This is a genomic window from Georgenia soli (genome assembly GCF_002563695.1).
In the GTDB taxonomy this organism is placed as follows: domain Bacteria; phylum Actinomycetota; class Actinomycetes; order Actinomycetales; family Actinomycetaceae; genus Georgenia; species Georgenia soli.
The window spans coordinates 3321184-3338802 of record NZ_PDJI01000004.1 but is presented as its reverse complement, the minus strand read 5'-3'; the positions used below and the strand labels follow the sequence as shown (position 1 = coordinate 3338802).

11 protein-coding genes and 1 rRNA gene are annotated in these 17619 nt (G+C 71.5%); 1 reads left to right on the top strand and 11 read right to left on the bottom strand.

Features of this window, described 5'->3' with window-relative positions:
• Nucleotides 1–208: 208 nt before the first annotated feature.
• Nucleotides 209–1737: ribosomal RNA gene (locus ATJ97_RS16365) — 16S ribosomal RNA — on the bottom strand.
• A gap of 726 nt (nucleotides 1738–2463) precedes the next feature.
• On the opposite strand from ATJ97_RS16365, the gene ATJ97_RS16360 reads away from it, so the two are divergent.
• Nucleotides 2464–4281, top strand: a complete 1818-nt coding sequence (locus ATJ97_RS16360; protein WP_098484640.1) for an L-lactate permease — start codon at nucleotides 2464–2466, stop codon at nucleotides 4279–4281.
• 152 nt (nucleotides 4282–4433) lie between these two features.
• On the opposite strand, the gene glcF is transcribed toward ATJ97_RS16360, so the two are convergent.
• The 10 genes from glcF to ATJ97_RS16310 form a co-directional block, all read right to left on the bottom strand.
• Nucleotides 4434–5894, bottom strand: a complete 1461-nt coding sequence (glcF, locus tag ATJ97_RS16355; RefSeq protein WP_098485557.1) for a glycolate oxidase subunit GlcF — start codon at nucleotides 5892–5894, stop codon at nucleotides 4434–4436.
• A gap of 26 nt (nucleotides 5895–5920) precedes the next feature.
• Nucleotides 5921–7216 carry an FAD-binding oxidoreductase gene (locus tag ATJ97_RS16350; RefSeq protein ID WP_098484639.1) on the bottom strand — a complete coding sequence of 432 codons (1296 nt, stop codon included), beginning with the start codon at nucleotides 7214–7216 and terminating at the stop codon, nucleotides 5921–5923.
• Nucleotides 7216–8721 carry an FAD-linked oxidase C-terminal domain-containing protein gene (locus ATJ97_RS16345; protein WP_098484638.1) on the bottom strand — a complete coding sequence of 502 codons (1506 nt, stop codon included), beginning with the start codon at nucleotides 8719–8721 and terminating at the stop codon, nucleotides 7216–7218. Before ATJ97_RS16345 ends, ATJ97_RS16350 begins: the two co-directional genes overlap by 1 nt.
• 112 nt (nucleotides 8722–8833) lie before the next feature.
• Nucleotides 8834–10420 (bottom strand): malate synthase A, encoded by a 1587-nt coding sequence (gene aceB, locus ATJ97_RS16340; RefSeq protein ID WP_098484637.1) that lies wholly within the window; start codon nucleotides 10418–10420, stop codon nucleotides 8834–8836.
• A gap of 228 nt (nucleotides 10421–10648) precedes the next feature.
• Nucleotides 10649–11125 (bottom strand): thioredoxin-dependent thiol peroxidase, encoded by a 477-nt coding sequence (gene bcp / locus ATJ97_RS16335; protein WP_098484636.1) that lies wholly within the window; start codon nucleotides 11123–11125, stop codon nucleotides 10649–10651.
• 210 nt (nucleotides 11126–11335) lie between these two features.
• The gene (gene allB / locus ATJ97_RS16330; protein ID WP_098484635.1) at nucleotides 11336–12715 is read right to left on the bottom strand and encodes an allantoinase AllB; all 1380 of its coding nucleotides are present in this window, start codon (nucleotides 12713–12715) and stop codon (nucleotides 11336–11338) included.
• Nucleotides 12712–13857, bottom strand: coding sequence for a glycerate kinase (locus ATJ97_RS16325; RefSeq protein ID WP_098484634.1), 1146 nt, complete (start codon nucleotides 13855–13857; stop codon nucleotides 12712–12714). The genes allB and ATJ97_RS16325 overlap by 4 nt, the downstream gene beginning before the upstream one ends.
• A 4-nt stretch (nucleotides 13858–13861) precedes the next feature.
• Nucleotides 13862–15637 (bottom strand): glyoxylate carboligase, encoded by a 1776-nt coding sequence (gene gcl, locus ATJ97_RS16320; protein WP_098484633.1) that lies wholly within the window; start codon nucleotides 15635–15637, stop codon nucleotides 13862–13864.
• An 85-nt stretch (nucleotides 15638–15722) separates the two neighbouring features.
• A complete protein-coding gene (locus tag ATJ97_RS16315) occupies nucleotides 15723–16652 on the bottom strand; it encodes a 2-hydroxy-3-oxopropionate reductase (protein ID WP_281254973.1) in 930 nt (309 codons plus the stop codon).
• A gap of 10 nt (nucleotides 16653–16662) precedes the next feature.
• Nucleotides 16663–17493, bottom strand: coding sequence for a hydroxypyruvate isomerase family protein (locus ATJ97_RS16310; RefSeq protein ID WP_098484632.1), 831 nt, complete (start codon nucleotides 17491–17493; stop codon nucleotides 16663–16665).
• Nucleotides 17494–17619 lie beyond the last annotated feature (126 nt).

Below are 17619 nucleotides of genomic sequence, written 5' to 3'. Positions count from 1 at the left end.
AGCGGCCACCAGAGCAGAACGTTCCCCGACCCGCCGGCACGAAGACCGGCGGCGGGGGCCTGTTCCCTCAGGACCCAACAGCATGCACAAGTCTCTGACGTTCCACCCGTGAGCGAACCACCCCGGACACGTTCGGCCCGGGCGCGGCCACCTGCACACCACCAGCTGATCCCCACGAAGGAGGGGGCGGTGTGAGTGAGCTCCTTAGAAAGGAGGTGATCCAGCCGCACCTTCCGGTACGGCTACCTTGTTACGACTTCGTCCCAATCGCCAGTCCCACCTTCGACGGCTCCCCCCACAAGGGTTGGGCCACCGGCTTCGGGTGTTACCGACTTTCGTGACGTGACGGGCGGTGTGTACAAGGCCCGAGAACGTATTCACCGCAGCGTTGCTGATCTGCGATTACTAGCGACTCCGACTTCATGGGGTCGAGTTGCAGACCCCAATCCGAACTGAGACCGGCTTTTTGGGATTCGCTCCACCTTACGGCATCGCAGCCCTTTGTACCGGCCATTGTAGCATGCGTGAAGCCCAAGACATAAGGGGCATGATGATTTGACGTCATCCCCACCTTCCTCCGAGTTGACCCCGGCAGTCTCCCATGAGTCCCCGGCATAACCCGCTGGCAACACAGGACAAGGGTTGCGCTCGTTGCGGGACTTAACCCAACATCTCACGACACGAGCTGACGACAACCATGCACCACCTGTACACCGACCTTGCGGGGCGCCCATCTCTGGACGTTTCCGGTGTATGTCAAGCCTTGGTAAGGTTCTTCGCGTTGCATCGAATTAATCCGCATGCTCCGCCGCTTGTGCGGGCCCCCGTCAATTCCTTTGAGTTTTAGCCTTGCGGCCGTACTCCCCAGGCGGGGCACTTAATGCGTTAGCTGCGGCACGGAACCCGTGGAATGGGTCCCACACCTAGTGCCCAACGTTTAAGGCATGGACTACCAGGGTATCTAATCCTGTTCGCTCCCCATGCTTTCGCTCCTCAGCGTCAGTAACGGCCCAGAGACCCGCCTTCGCCACCGGTGTTCCTCCTGATATCTGCGCATTCCACCGCTACACCAGGAATTCCAGTCTCCCCTACCGCACTCTAGTCTGCCCGTACCCACTGCAGGCGCGGGGTTGAGCCCCGCGTTTTCACAGCAGACGCGACAGACCGCCTACGAGCTCTTTACGCCCAATAATTCCGGACAACGCTTGCGCCCTACGTATTACCGCGGCTGCTGGCACGTAGTTAGCCGGCGCTTCTTCTGCAGGTACCGTCACCCCGAAGAGCTTCTTCCCTACTGAAAGAGGTTTACAACCCGAAGGCCGTCATCCCTCACGCGGCGTCGCTGCATCAGGCTTGCGCCCATTGTGCAATATTCCCCACTGCTGCCTCCCGTAGGAGTCTGGGCCGTGTCTCAGTCCCAGTGTGGCCGGTCACCCTCTCAGGCCGGCTACCCGTCGTCGCCTTGGTAGGCCATCACCCCACCAACAAGCTGATAGGCCGCGAGCCCATCCCCAACCGACACAGTCTTTCCACACCCCACCATGCGGCAAGGCGTCATATCCGGTATTAGCCACGATTTCTCGCGGTTATCCCGAAGTCAGGGGCAGGTTACTCACGTGTTACTCACCCGTTCGCCACTAATCAGACCCGGGCAAGCCCGGGCCATCATCGTTCGACTTGCATGTGTTAAGCACGCCGCCAGCGTTCGTCCTGAGCCAGGATCAAACTCTCCGTTAAAAACAAACGCCGAACCACACCCGAAGGCGCGCCCCGACAATCCATACGGAGAACCCCCCACCCACCCAAAAAGCAGGACAAGGGGCCAATCCAGGCCAACGCACCCAGACCAGACGGAGCAGGACCAGGCACGCAAACCAAAACAAAACAAAACCCCAGACACCACAACCAGACCCGCCAGACGACGGACCAGCCATGACACCCAGAATTCAAATGGCATCAAAAACTTGGCACACTGTTGAGTTCTCAAAGAACAGACACACACCGCGGAAACCCGGAACCCTCAGTCCCGAACCCCCACCGGGGCAACCTCTCAAACCTAACCCATCCGCGCCCGCCCCACCAAATCACTCCGGAGTAATCCGGAACACATCCGACGAGACCGACAAACCGGCCAGGCATCCCCCAGCACCCCGCGCAGCACAAAACCACGCATCAGAACCAGGACTCCCCCCGGGACCGGCCACCCTCACGGTGTCCGTGCCTCCCTGGCAGGGCTCACCAATATTAAGCAGCCCCAGAACCCACGGTCAAACCACCAACCCATGACCCCGATCACACGCCGACGGGGCCGAGCCGCCACGGTTACGGGACTCCCTGGGGCGGTTTCTCTGTACCGGCGTACGCAATACCGGTACGGTTCTGTCCGAACTCAGGCGTGGACTTGCTTTTCCATAATGTGGAACCCGTGCAACTCCGGCGATGGTGCCGGCACCTGGAGGTCTCATGGACAACCTCGCAGTACTCGCTCTGCTCGCCCTCCTGCCGATCCTCGTGGTCGGCACTCTCCTGCTCTGGCTGAGATGGCCGGCCAAGTACGCGATGCCCGTCGGCCTCGCGGTCGTGGTCGTCATCGCCCTGACCGTCTGGAAGATGAGCTGGACGACGATCGGCGCCTCCGTCGTCCAGGGGCTTCTCATCGCGATCGGCCTGCTCTGGATCGTGTTCGGCGCCCTCCTGCTGCTCGAGACGATCACCAAGAGCGGCGCGCTGCAGTCGATCCGCGCCGGCTTCACCACGATCAGCGCCGACCGCCGCGTCCAGGTCGTCATCGTCGCCTGGCTCTTCGGCTCCTTCATCGAGGGCGCCGCCGGGTTCGGCACGCCCGCGGCGGTGGTCGCTCCCCTGATGCTGGCCCTCGGCTTCCCCGCGATGGCGGCCGTGATGGCGGGCCTCATCATCCAGTCCACCCCGGTGAGCTTCGGTGCCGTCGGCACCCCCATGATCACCGGCGTCGGCACGGGCCTCGCAGGCACCGACGGCGCCTTCGTGCCCAACGTCCAGGCGAGGGCGGACGAGCTCGGCCTGGACCACGCCGGCTTCGTGGCCCACACGGCCACCCAGGTCGCGACGATCCACGCGATCGTCGGGATCCTGGTGCCGCTCTTCCTCGTCTGCCTCATGACAGGCTTCTTCGGCGAGAAGCGCAGCTTCCGTGCCGGTCTGGCAGTCGCACCGTTCACCGTCTACGCGGCCCTCGCCATGATCGTCCCCTACGTCACCGTCGCGTACGTGCTCGGTCCCGAGTTCCCGTCGATGATCGGAGGCTTCCTCGGCCTCGTCCTGGTGATGTACACGTCCTCCAAGGGCTTCCTCATGCCCAAGGACGTCTGGGACTTCCCGCCCCGCGAGCGCTGGAGCGACCGGTGGATGGGTTCGGTGAACCCCGACGCCGAGGCCGCCACGCTGACCAAGAAGATGCCGATCGCCCTGGCATGGAGCCCGTACGTCATCGTCGCGGCGCTGCTGCTGCTGACCCGCAACGTCCCCACGGTCAAGGCGTTCCTGACCGGCCCGGCCGTCATCAAGGTCAACGACATCTTCGGGTCCGGGATCTCCCAGAACATGGACCTCATCTACTCCCCCGGCGCGATCTTCCTGCTGGCCTGCCTGGTCACCTACGTCCTGCACCGGATGACCGGCAAGCAGATCGCCGCCTCGTGGAAGGTGGCGAGCGGACAGCTGGCCGGGGCGGCCGTCGCCCTCCTGTGCGCACTTCCGCTCGTGCGCATCTTCATCAACTCCGGCGGTGACTACAACGGCGCCGGGTACGACTCGATGCCCATCACCCTCGCCGAGGCAGCCGCCAACGTCACCGGGGAGAACTGGCCGATCCTCGCGCCGTTCATCGGTGCTCTCGGCGCCTTCGTCGCCGGGTCGAACACCGTGTCCAACATGATGTTCGCCCTCTTCCAGTTCTCCACCGGCGAGGGCATCGGGGCCTCCAGCCCCGAGACCGTGGTGGCGATCCAGGCCGTCGGTGGCGCCGCCGGCAACATGGTGGCGGTCCACAACGTCGTCGCGGCGGCCGCCACCGTCGGCCTGCTCGGCCGGGAGGGCGACCTCATCCGCAAGACGATCATCCCGATGACGTACTACTGCCTGGCAGCTGGGTCCATCGGGTACATGTGGATCTTCGGCATCGGGCTCAACGCCGGGCTGATCGTCTTCCTCGCCGTGCTGGTTGCCCTGGCGGTCACGGCGTGGAAGATCGCGACGAAGACCGACGCACCGAACCCGGAGCTGCAGCTCGTCAAGGCCTGACGCGCTCCACGAGCCGCCACCACGCGGTGAGAGGCCCCGTCCAGCACCTGCTGGACGGGGCCTCTTCCGTTCGGAGAGCGGGGCACGCCCGCCTGCGGACAGGTCGCCGGACAGCCGCGCGGCGTACCGCCTGCACGGCCGACGGCGCAGCCTCAGCCGCCGCAGCCGCCCGGCTTCCCGCACGCGCACCCGCCGGAGCGCGCCTCCGGCGTCGTCGGCTCCGGCTCTGGCGCGGCCGGCCGGGTGGCGGAGGGCGCCTCCTGCAGGAGGGTGTCCACGTCCTTGCCCAGCAGCGACGCGTCGAGCACGAGGATCATGTGCGCGGTCGAGATGTGCTTGCCCTGACGCCCGAGCGCGTCGGTGATCTGCAGCAGGCACCCGGGGTTGGACGTGACGAGCAGCTCCGCCTCGGTGGCGGCGACGTTCGTGGCCTTGCGGTCTCCGAGCTCGCGCGCGGGGCCGGGGTTGACGAGGTTGTAGATGCCGGCGGACCCGCAGCACAGGTCACCCTCGGCGATCTCCTTGATCGTCAGGCCGGGGATCCCGCGGAGCAGCTGGCGCGGCTGGGAGCGGACCTTCTGCGCGTGCGAGAGGTGGCAGGCGTCGTGGTAGGCGATGGTCACCGGCAGCGGGTGGCGCGGGGCCACCGGCCCCAGCTCGACGAGGATCTCGGAGATGTCGCGGACCTTCTCCGAGAAGGCACGGGCGCGCTCGGCGTAGGCCGGGTCGTCAGCCAGCAGGTGGGCGTAGTCCTTCATGGTGGAGCCGCAGCCGGCGGAGTTGACGACGATGCGCTCGACGCCGGACTCGGAGAAGGTGTCGATGAGGTTGCGTGCGTAACGCAGCCCCTCGTCCTCCCGGCCGGCGTGGACCGACAGCGCGCCGCAGCAGCCCTGCGTCGGCGGGGTGACGACGTCGCAGCCCTCCATGTTCAGCACCCGCACGGTGGCGGCGTTGACGCCGGGGTAGAACTCGCGCTGCACGCAGCCCAGCAGGAGCCCGACGGTCATGCGCCGCTGCCCCTTGGCGGGCAGGTAGGCGGGGATCCTCACCCGGCGCTCGATCGGCGGCGCGATCGCCTCCATGGTCGCGAGGGTGGGCGAGATCTTCTCGAGCACCTTCGAGCCGCGCACGAGCCGGCTCAGCCCGCTCTTCTGGTACAGCGCCAGCGGGCCGCGCACGAGGCGCAGCCGGCCGGGCCGCGGGAAGAGCTGGAAGATTCCCTCGCGCAGGGCACGGTCGGCCAGCGACCGGTGCTGGGAGCCCCGCCGCTCGACCTGCTGGCGGGTCGCCTCGATGAGCTTGTCGTACTGCACGCCGGACGGGCAGGCCGTCACGCAGGCCATGCAGCCAAGGCACCTGTCGATGTGCTGGACCATGGAGGGGCTCATCGGCTCGCCCTCGAGGCCCTGCTTCATGAGGTAGATGCGCCCACGCGGGGAGTCCATCTCCTCGCCCCACAGGGTGTAGGTGGGGCACGCGGGCAGGCAGAAACCGCAGTGCACGCAGTCGTCGATCAGGTCCCGCGCGGGCGGGTGGTGGTCGTCGAAGGCGGCCATCCCGAGCACGTCGGGCAGCGTGGTGCCCGCCTGGGCCGGCTGCGCGTCCCCCATCTGGCCCTTGGGCGTCTCGACGGTCATCAGATGCCTCCCACGAAGCGGCCGGGCGCGAGGTTCCGGCCGGGGTCCAGTCGTTCCTTGATGCTGCGCATGAGGTCGAGCCCGCCGACCGGGCCCCACACGTCGAGCCCCTCACGCAGCTCGGCCGGCACCGTCAGCACGGTCACCGTCCCCTCCCGGGGGCTCGGGGCGGCGGCCCGCAGCCCGGCGACGACACCCGCCAGGGCCCCGGCGCCGGGCGCGGTCACGCCCGCGTGGAGCACGCCGACGGCGGAGCCGCGTAGCGCGACGGCCGCGCCGTGGGCCTGCTCGGCGGCACGCGCCGCCAGGAGCAGGTCCTTCACCCCGACGAGGGTCGCCGTCGCCTTGGCCAGGCTGTCGCCCCCGGGCAGGCGCCCCCACCAGGACGGCTCCTCCCCCACGGCCCCGCCCACGAGGGCGGCCGTGTCGGCGGCGCGGGCGGCGACGGCGTCGCCGGTGCCCTCGAGGAGCACCGCGAGGCTGGCCTCGTCGCTGCCGGCGGGTCGGTCGAGCTCGACGGCGGCGGGCGCCAGCTGGGAGGCGACGACGGCGCGGGCGAGGTCCGCGACCTCCTCCAGCGGGCCGGTGCGCAGGACGAACGCGCGGTCCGGGCGCACCGGGTGCAGGCGGAACGCGGCGCGGACGACGACGCCGAGCGTGCCGAAGGAACCGGTCATCAGCTTGGCCAGGTCGTACCCGGCCACGTTCTTGACGACCTTGCCGCCCGACGTCGCGACGGTGCCGTCGGCGAGCACGACGGTGGTGCCCAGCACCAGGTCGCGCAGCGCCAGCCGCTGGAGGCGCCGGGGGCCGGAGGCACCGGTCGCCAGCGCCCCGCCGACGGTGGAGCCGCCCTCGAGGCGCTCGCGCGGGACGTCGGCGACGAGCTCCTGCCCGGCCCGGCCGACGTGCTCCTGCAGGTCGCGCAGGGCCAGGCCCGCCTCGGCGACGACGACGAGGTCGCCCGCCTCGTGCTCGACCAGCCGGTCGAGCCCGGTGGTGTCGAGGAGCAGGTCGGCCCGCTCGGGCGGGCAGCCCCACGTCAGCGCGGTGCCCGCGCCCCGTGCGACCGTGACCATGCCCTGGGCGGTGGCCTCGCGAAGGACCGCGGACACTCCCTCGACCGTGGTTGGCCGGGCGACGGCCGCCGCGGGGACGCCGTCGACGACGTCGTCCGGGCCGGCCTCGCGGACCTCGCCGGCGCCGTCGAGGCTTCGGGCCAGGGCCGTCAGGTCCAGGCCGGCGGCCCGGGCGTCGCCCTGGTGGGCGGCGGCCGCGCCGGTTCGCGCGGCCATCAGAAGACCTCCGCCAGTCCGGCCTCCTGCAGCGGGTGGGCGCCCTGGCGCCGCCCGGGCCGCTCCCCGCACAGGCGCGGGGTGGGGAAGACCTTGCCCGGGTTCGAGATGTTGTCGGGGTCGAACGCGCAGCGCACGGCCTGCATGGTGTCGAGGTCCTCCTCGGTGAACATCTTCGGCATGTACCTGGCCTTGTCGGAGCCCACGCCGTGCTCGCCGGTGATGGAGCCGCCGTTGGCGATGCACAGCTCGAGGATGCCGCCGGCGACCTCCTCGGCACGCTCGGCGGCGCCCTCCTCGGCGTCGTCGAAGAGCACCAGCGGGTGGAGGTTGCCGTCCCCGGCGTGGAAGACGTTGGCCACCCGCACCCCGCGCTCGGCGGCGAGGTCGGCGATCTGGCGCAGCACCTGGGGCAGGGCGGTGCGGGGGATGACCCCGTCCTGGACGATGTAGTCGGGGCTGATCCGGCCGACGGCCGCGAAGGCCGACTTGCGGCCCTTCCAGATCAGGGCGCGCTCGACGTCGTCGGCGGCGATGCGCGTCTCGAAGGCGCCGTTCGCCTCGCAGTGGCGCAGCACCTCGGCCAGCTCGCCGGCGACGTCGGCGGCCGCGCCGTCGACCTCGACGACCAGCACCGCCCCGGCGCCCGCGGGGTACCCGCAGGCGACCGCCTTCTCGGCGGCCTCGATGGACAGGGCGTCCATCATCTCGATCGCGGCCGGGATGACGCCGGCGGCGATGATGGCGGAGGTGGCGGCTCCGGCGTCGTCCGTGGAGCGGAAGCCCGCCAGGACCGTCTGGACCTCCTGCGGCAGCCGGGTCAGGCGGACGGTGACCTCGGTGACGATGCCGAGGGTGCCCTCGGAGCCGACGAGGGCGCCGAGCAGGTCGTAGCCGGGCGGGTCGGGCGCCTTGCCGCCGATCTCCACGTGCTCGCCGGCGGGCGTCACCAGGTCCAGCCCCGTCACGTGGTTGGTGGTGAAGCCGTACTTCAGGCAGTGCGCGCCGCCGGAGTTCTCGGCGACGTTGCCGCCGATGGAGCACACCGACTGGCTGGAGGGGTCCGGGGCGAAGTAGTAGCCGTCCGGGGTGGTCTCGCGGGTGAGCGCCAGGTTGATGACGCCCGGGTCGACGACGGCCCGCTGGTTGGCGGCGTCGATCTCCCTGATCTGCCGCATCTGCGACATGACGATCAGGACGCCCTCCGCCTGCGGCAGGGCCCCGCCGGACAGGCCGGTCCCGGAGCCGCGGGCCACGAACGGGACCCCGTGCCGGGCGCACGCACCGACCGCGGCGGCCACGTCGTCGGCGTCGCGCGCGAGCACCACGAGTCCCGGGACAACCTTGTACTGGGCCAGCCCGTCGCACTCGTACGTGCGCAGGCGCTGACGGTCGGTGATCACCTGCTCCGCGCCGAGCGCGCCGGAGAGCTCGGCGGTGACGCGGCCGAGGGCGTCGGCGGCCGCCCTGCCGGTGGGCACGGCGGCGGTGTCGGTGGACGTCATGGTCGCAACCTCCTCGTTGACGAACGACGCGGGTCGTGCCCGTACAGCATGCCCGGGCCTGCGCGTGCGGGCGCGCCGGCGGGCCGGTCTCCCGGCCCGCCGGCGGGCGTGGTCAGGCCATGCGCTCGTACGCCGGCAGGGTGAGGAAGTCCGCGTACTCGTCGGCGACGGCGACCTCGAGGAAGGTCTGCCGCGCCTCCTCGTAGTCGGCCGGGTCACCGGGGAGCTTGGCGATCTCCTCCTCGACGATCCGGTCGATGAGCTCGCGGGTGACCCGGTGGCCGGTGTCGGCGAGCGTGATGTCGTTGTGCAGCCACTGCCAGACCTGCGAGCGTGAGATCTCCGCCGTCGCGGCGTCCTCCATGAGGTTGAAGATGGCGACGGCGCCCAGGCCTCCGAGCCACGCCTGCAGGTACTGGATGCCCACGGAGATGTTGTTGCGCAGGCCCGCCTCCGTGACCTCGCCCGGCGTGCTGGCGACGTCGAGGAGCTGGGCGGCGGTGACGTGGACGTCCTCGCGCTTCTTGTCGAGCTGGTTGGGGCGGTCACCGAGCACGGAGGTGAAGACCTCCTTGCAGACCTCGACCATGCCCGGGTGGGCCACCCAGGAGCCGTCGAAGCCGTCGTTCGCCTCGCGGGTCTTGTCCGCGCGCACCTTCTCGAACGCGGCCTTGTTGACCTCCTCGTCCCTGCTGGGGATGAAGGCCGCCATGCCGCCGATCGCGTGGGCGCCGCGCTTGTGGCAGGTGCGCACGAGCAGCTCGGTGTAGGCGCGCATGAACGGCACGGTCATCGTCACGGCGTTGCGGTCGGGCAGCAGGAAGTCCTTGCCGCGCGTCCGGAAGGACTTGATGACCGAGAACATGTAGTCCCAGCGGCCGGCGTTCAGGCCCGAGGAGTGCTCGCGCAGCTCGTAGAGGATCTCCTCCATCTCGAACGCGGCGGGGTAGGTCTCGATGAGCACGGTGGCCCGCACCGTGCCGCGCGGGATGCCGAGCGCGTCCTGGGCGATGTTGAACGCGTCGTTCCACAGGCGCGCCTCGAGGTGGGACTCCATCTTCGGCAGGTAGAAGTACGGGCCGAGGCCCTTCTCGATCTGCCGCAGGCCGGCGGTGGCGATGTAGAGCGCGAAGTCGACGAGGGAGCCGGACGTCTGCTCGCCGTCGACGAGGATGTGCTTCTCCGGCAGGTGCCAGCCGCGGGGGCGCACGATGATCGTGGCCAGCTCCTCGTCCGGCTTCAGGGCGTAGGTCTTGCCGTTCTCGGCGGTGAAGTCGATGGTGCGGTTGATGGCGTCGAGCAGGTTGAGCTGCCCGCCGACCACGGCGCTCCACTGCGGGGTGTTGGCGTCCTCGTGGTCGGCCAGCCACGCCTTGGCGCCGGAGTTCAGCGCGTTGATCGTCATCTTCCGGTCGGTGGGGCCGGTGATCTCGACGCGGCGGTCGACCAGGCCGGGGGCGGGCGGGGCGACCTGCCAGGAGTCGTCCTCGCGGATGTGCGCGGTCTCGGCGAGGAAGTCGAGGGTGCCGCCGTTCGCCAGGTCCGCCACGCGGCGTGCGCGCGCCTCGAGGAGCTCGAGGCGACGGGCGTTCAGCTGCCGGTGCAGCGAGGCGATCAGCTCCAGCGCCGCCGGGGTCAGCACCTCCTCGTACCGCTCGCCCATCTCGCCGGTGATCGTCAGGCCGTCCGGAGTTGCCACGTTGCGCTCTCTTTCACGATACGGAACGGAATCTCTTCCTAGTGAAACAGTAGGCGGCGCCCCGCAGCGGGTCAACGCGGGTCCACGCCACGGGCGCGCCGCGACGGGGCGCCGTGCACCCCCCGACGGAGCGCCGTGCGCCGGGCCGCGGTCCGCCCCGCCGGACGCCGCCGAGCCCGCCAGCGCCGACCCTGCCGGACGCCGCCGAGCCCGTCAGGCCCGACCCTGTCAGACGGCGACGAGCGACTCGCGCAGGGCGGCGACGTGCCCCTGGGCCTGCACGTCGTAGTAGGCGGCGCGGACGGTCCCGTCCGTGTCCACGACGAAGGTGGAGCGGTGCACGCCGTCGAAGGTGCGTCCGTCGAACGTCTTCGGGCCCCAGGTGCCGTAGGCGTCGGCGACGGCGTGGTCGGCGTCGGAGGCGAGCGGGAAGGTCAGCTGCTCGGCGTCGGCGAAGGCCCGCAGGTCCTCGATCGGGTCCGCCGAGATACCCACGACGGCGTAGCCCGCCCCCGCGAGGGAGGCCAGGTTGTCACGGAAGTCGCAGGCCTCGGTGGTGCAGCCCGGGGTGGCCGCCTTGGGGTAGAAGTACACGATCACGCCGCTGCCGGCGCTCGAGCGCAGCTCGGCGAGCGAGACGGTCCTGCCGTCGGCGGTCGGCAGGGTGAAGTCGGGGGCGGTGTCGCCGGGGTTCAGCTTCGTCATGTTCCGTGCTCCTTCGAGGTCGGTCTCGGTCGTGCGTCCTGCGGGTCCGTGGGACCAGTCTGTTCCGTTGCGAGCGGTCCGTCTCCCGTAGCGGGTCCGGCGCGTCGGCAGTCTCCCCCGGGAGCGGGCGGCGGCCGCGGTGTGGCGGCACGGCCGTGCCCGCTCCCGGGTGGTCTGTGGTGCGCGGTCAGGCCGCGCCGCCGGTGAGGTTCAGGCCTCGCCCCGGCGCAGCAGCGTGCCCGCGGGCTCGGCGCCGATCTCCTGCCCGCGCAGCAGCGTGCGGCGCACGACGCCGGCGAGCCGTCGCCCGGCGTAGGGGGTGATGGGGTTGCGGTGGTGGAGGCGGGCGGCGTCCACCTCGAACTCCTCCTCCGGGGCGAGCACCGCGAGGTCCGCCTGCCTGCCGACGGCGATGGCGCCCTTGGTCCGCAGCCCCACCAGCGCTGCGGGCCCGGCGGACATCCAGCGCACGACCTGCTCGAGGCCGACGCCGCGTGCGCGGGCCTCCGTCCAGACCGCGGCGAGACCGAGCTGGATCGAGGCCACCCCGCCCCACGCGACGCCGAAGTCGCCGGTGTCGAGAGCCTTGAGGTCGAGGGTCGAGGGCGAGTGGTCGGTGACCACGATGTCGATCGTGCCGTCCAGCAGGCCCTGCCACAGCGCGTCGCGGTTGGCCTCCTCACGGATGGGGGGGCAGCACTTGAACGCCGTCGCGCCGTCGGCGACCTCCTCGGCCGTGAGGGTGAGGTAGTGCGGGCAGGTCTCGACCGTGAGCCGCACCCCCTCGGCGCGGGCCGCGGCGATCATGGGCAGCGCGGCGGCGTCGGACAGATGGAGGATGTGGACGCGGGCCCCGGTGCGGCGCGCGGCCTCGATGACCGTGGCGATGGCCTGCTCCTCCGCCTGGCGCGGGCGGGAGGCGAGGAAGTCGGCGTAGCGCGGGCCGTGGGCGTGGGGCGCGGAGCCGATGACGGCGGGGTCCTCGGCGTGGACGATCATGAGGCCGTCGAACCGGGCGATCTCCGCCAGGTCGCGCTCCAGCTCCTCCGGCTCGAGGTGCCCGAACTCGGGCACCCCGGAGTCGATGAGGAAGCACTTGAACCCGAAGACGCCCTCGTCGTGCAGCGGGCGCAGGTCGGCGGTGTTGCCGGGCACGGCCCCGCCCCAGAAGCCGACGTCGACGTAGGCCGTCCGGCGCGCCTCGGCCCGCTTGGCCTCGAGGGCCGGCACGTCGGTGGTGGGCGGCACGGAGTTGAGCGGCATGTCGACGATGGTCGTCACGCCGCCGGCGGCCGCGGCCCGGGTGGCGGACTCGAAGCCCTCCCACTCGGTCCGGCCCGGCTCGTTGACGTGCACGTGAGAGTCCACCAGGCCGGGCAGCAGGACCTCGTCCTCGGCAAGGTCGAGCACCGTGGCTGCGGCGAGGCCGGCACCGAGCGGCTCGACGGCGGAGATGACGCCGTCCTTCACACCCACCTCGACGGGCCGCACGCCCTCGGGGGTGACGGCGCGGGCGGCGCGGACCACCAGGTCGTGCTGCACGGCGGCGGCGTCGAGCGGGCGCAGGGCGGTCAGGTCGGAGGCGTTCATGAGTCCACCGTTTCGTGTCGGGGGGCCAGCAGCGGGGCGGCTACCCGCGCGGCGAGCTGCTCCAGGAGCTCGCCGGCGTGGGAGATGCAGCGCCTCACGTCGGGCTCGATGTCGGTCAGGGCGTGCACGGCCTCGATGCCGGCGTCCCGGGCCTGCTCGGGCGTGAGCGTGGTGCGTCCGCACACCGCCACGGTCGGTACGGCGTGGGTCGCGGCAGCGTCGGCCACCCCCATGGGAGTCTTGCCGGCCAGCGACTGCTCGTCGAGGCTGCCCTCGCCGGTGACGACGAGGTCGACGCCGGCGAGCCGGCGGTCGAAGCCGGTGAGGTCGAGCACGACCTCGACGCCGGGGCGCCGGGTGGCGCCGAGGAGCAGGCAGGCGTAGCCCACTCCCCCGGCGGCGCCCGCCCCGGGAGCGCCGGCGCGCTCGCGCGCCCGGTCGACGCCCGCGCGCTCCAGGACGTCGACCCACGCGGCGAGGCCCGCCTCGAGGTCGGCGACGGCGGCCGGGTCGGCGCCCTTCTGGGGCCCGTACACGGCGGCGGCGCCGTTGGCCCCGAGCAGGGGGTTGTCGACGTCGGAGGCCAGCACGAGCTCCGCCGTCGCCAGGCGTGGGTGGAGGCCGGAGAGATCGACGGAGGTGACGGCGCGCAGCGCGTCCCCGCCGTCTGCGAGCTCCCCGTCGGGGCCGGTGAGCCGGGCCCCGAGCGCGGCGAGCATGCCGGCCCCGCCGTCGGTGCTGGCGGAGCCGCCCACGCCGACCACCAGGGTGGTCGCGCCGTGGTCGAGCGCGTGGGCCACGAGCTCGCCGAGGCCGCGCGACGTGGCGGTGCGGGCCGTCGCGTCGTCGGGCTCGACCATCTCCAGGCCGGTGACGGCGGCCATCTCGATGACCGCGGTCGACCCGCGCACCGCGTACCGGGTGTCGACCCGCTCGCCCAGCGGGCCCGTGGCGGCCAGCCCCACCGGGGTGAAGCCGGCCGCCAGGGCCGCCTCGACGGTGCCCTCGCCCCCGTCCGCCACGGGCAGCTCGTCGACCTCGACGCCCGGGAGCGCACGGCGCAGGCCGGCCGCCAGGTGCGCGGCGACGTCGGCCGCGGTGAGGGACCCCTTGAACTTGTCAGGGGCGAGGAGCACCTTCATGGGCCTAGTCCAGCAGAGCGAGCGCGGTCGGGGAGTCGTCGGCGCTCAGGGCGAGGTCCTCGAACTCGTTCACGCCGTCGAGCTCGACGCCCATCGCGATGTTGGTGACGCGCTCGAGGATGACCTCGACGACCACCGGCACCTGGAACTCCGCGGCCATCGCGCGGGCCTTGGCGAAGGCCGGCGCGAGCTCCTCCGGGTCCTTGACCCGCACGGCCTTGCACCCGAGCGCCTCGGCGACCTTGACGTGGTCGACGCCGTAGCCCTCGGTCTCGGCGGAGTTGATGTTCTCGAACGCGAGGGAGACGTGGTAGTCCATGTCGAACGCCCGCTGGGACTGACGGATCAGGCCGAGGTAGGCGTTGTTGACGACGACGTGCACGTACGGCAGATGGTGCTGGGCGCCGACGGCGAGCTCCTCGAGCATGAACTGGAAGTCGTAGTCGCCGGAGAGGGCGACGACCTCGGCCCCAGGTCGGGCGGTGGCGACGCCGAGCGCGGCCGGCCCGGTCCAGCCGAGCGGTCCGGCCTGGCCGGCGTTGATCCAGTGCCGGGACCGGTAGACGTGGAGCAGCTGCGCGCCGGCGATCTGGGACAGCCCGATCGTGGTGACGTAGACGGTGTCCCGGTCGAAGGCGCGGTTCATCTCCTCGTAGACGCGCTGCGGCTTGATCGGCACGTCGGTGAAGTGCGTCTTGCGCAGCAGGGTGCCCTTGCGCTCGGCGCAGTCGGCCACCCACCGGGAGCGGTCCGGCAGCTGGCCGGCGTCACGCCGCTCCTGGGCGATCTCGACGGCGAGGGCGAGGAACGCCCGCGCGTCGGAGACGATGCCGAGGTCGGGGGCGAAGACCCGCCCGATCTGGGTCGGCTCGATGTCGACGTGGACGAAGGTGCGGCCGCGCCGGTACGTCTCGAGGCCGCCGGTGTGGCGGTTGGCCCACCGGTTGCCCACGCCGAGGACGAAGTCGGACTCGAGGAAGGTGGCGTTGCCGTAGCGCTGCGAGGTCTGGATGCCGACCATGCCAGCGGCGAGCGGGTGGTCGTCCGCGATGGCGCCCCAGCCCATGAGGGTGGGCACGACGGGGACGTCGAGGGTCTCGGCGAGCTGGACCAGGAGGTCCTCCGCGCCGGCGTTCACGATGCCGCCGCCCGCCACCAGGAGCGGCCGCTCGGCGGCCTGGAGCATGTCCAGCGCCCTGACGACCTGCGCGCGCGTGGCCTCGGGCCGGAGCACGGGCAGCGGGGCGTAGAGGTCGGGGTCGAACTCGATCTCGGTCATCTGGACGTCGATCGGCAGGTCGATGAGCACCGGGCCGGGGCGGCCGGAGCGCATGAGCTGGAACGCCTGGGCGAGGACGCCGGGCAGCTGCGCGGCCTCGAGGACGGTCTTGGCCATCTTGGTCACCGGCGCCGCGATGGACGCGATGTCGACGGCCTGGAAGTCCTCCTTGTCGAGCTTGGCCACCGGGGCCTGCCCGGTGATGCACAGCATCGGCACGGAGTCGGCCCACGCGGCGTACAGGCCGGTGATCATGTCGGTGCCGGCCGGGCCGGAGGTGCCCACGCACACGCCGATGTTGCCCGCGGCGGCGCGGCTGTACCCGTCCGCCATGTGCGAGGCGGCCTCGACGTGGCGGGCGAGGACGTGGCGGATGCCGCCGTGCTCGCGCATGGCGTCGTAGAACGGGTTGATGGCGGCGCCGGGCAGGCCGAAGGCCTGGGTGGCCCCCTCCTTCTCGAGGATGGCGACTGCGGCGTCGACTGCTCTCATACGGGGCATCGGGTGCTCCTGGATCTTCGTTGGTCGGGAGGCTCGGAGGCACGCCCGGCCGGCGTCGGTGCGCCGGCCGGCGTGCGTCGGTGGGTCAGGAGTCGCGGCCGGAGAGCCGGGCGACGGTGCGGAAGAGGGCGGAGTGGTCGAGGGATCCGTCGCCGCCCGCACGGGCGGCCTGCATCAGCTGCGCGACGACGGCACCGAGCGGGATGGTGACGCCGGCCTCGCGGGCCGCGGAGGTGACGATGCCGAGGTCCTTGTGGTGCAGGTCGATGCGGAACCCCGGCTCGAAGGAGCGGTCGAGCATCTTCTCGGCCTTCTGGTTCAGCACGGCGGAGCCGGCCAGGCCGCCGCCGAGCACCTGCACGGCGGCGGCGGTGTCGACGCCGTAGGCCTCGAGGAAGACGATCGCCTCGGCCAGCAGGCCGATGTTGCCGGCCACGATGAGCTGGTTGGCGGCCTTGACGGTCTGGCCGGAGCCCGTGGGGCCGACGTGCACGACGGTCTTGCCGACGACGTCGAGCACGGGCCGGGCCGCCTCGAAGTCCTCCTCGGAACCGCCGACCATGATCGACAGCGCGGCGTTCTTCGCGCCGGCCTCGCCGCCGGAGACCGGGGCGTCGATCATGCGGAAGCCCTTGGCGCGGGCCTGCTCGGCCAGCTCCACGGTGACGTCCGGCCGGATGGTGGAGAAGTCGATGATGAGGGCGCCGGACTTGGCGGAGTCCAGGACGCCGCCCTCGCCGGTGAGGACCTCGGCGACGTCCGGGGAGTCGGGGACCATCAGGGCGACGACGTCGGCGTCGGCCACGGCCTCGGCCACCGAGGTGGCGGCCGTGCCGCCCGCCTCCACCAGCGGCCGGGTCTTCTCGGGACTGCGGTTGTAGCCGGTCACCTGGTGGCCGGCGTTCTGCAGGTGGACGGCCATGGGGCTGCCCATGATGCCGAGGCCGATGAACGCGATGCGGGTCATCGTGGTCCCCTCACTGTCGGTGCTGCGGGTCGTGTGCGTGGCGGTCATGTCTTCTCCTTCAGCGGGCGACGGCGGGCTCGGCCGCGCGCTCGCCGCGCGGGAGCCAGGCGAACGGGTCGGCGTCGTCGGTCTTGTACTCCAGGCCGACCGGGCCGGCGTAGCCGCCGGCGCGGAGGTCCTCGATCCACCGGGTGATCGGGAGGTCACCGCTGCCGGGGGCGCCGCGGCCGGGGGCGTCGGCGATCTGCACGTGGGCGACGCGGTCGCGGTAGGCCGCGATCTCGGCGTCGACGTCCGCGCCGTTGACGGAGAGGTGGTAGACGTCGAGGAGGAGCCCGATGTTGGTCGAGCCGTGCTCGGAGGCCACGCGGTCGATGACGGCGACGGCGTCGGCGGAGGTCTTCAGCGGGTACGCCGGGGTGCCGGAGACGGGCTCGAGCAGCACGGTGCCGCCGATGCGCGCCACGGCCTGCGCGGCCAGGTGCAGGTTCTCGGCGCCGAGGTCGTCCTGGGCGGCCGGGTCGGCGCCCTCGACGCGGTTGCCGTACAGCGCGTTGAACGCGCGGCACCCGGTGCGCTCGCCGATCGCGGTGACGACGTCGAGGTTGGCGCGCAGCTCCTCCTCACGACCCGGCCAGGAGACGAGGCCGCGGTCACCGGCGGGCATGTCGCCCGCGAGGAAGTTCAGCCCGGTCAGCTGGACGTCGGCCTGCTCGAGGGCGCGCACGAGGGCGTCCACCTCGTCCGCGTCCGGGGTCGCGGTGGGGAACGGCCACCACAGCTCCACGCCGCCGAACCCCGCGGCCCCGACCGCCGCCGGGCGCTCCAGCAGCGGCAGGCCGGTGAGCAGGATCGAGGCGTTCACCGTGTAGGGGATCTGCGAAGCCATCTGGCAACCTCTTTCGCGATACGGAATGTCAGTTCCTCTTGCTGAAAGAGTAGAGAAGAGCCCGGCGGGGGTCAACCCCCGCCGGGCTCTGTCACGTGCGGTTCCAGACGACCGGTCGCGTGGGCT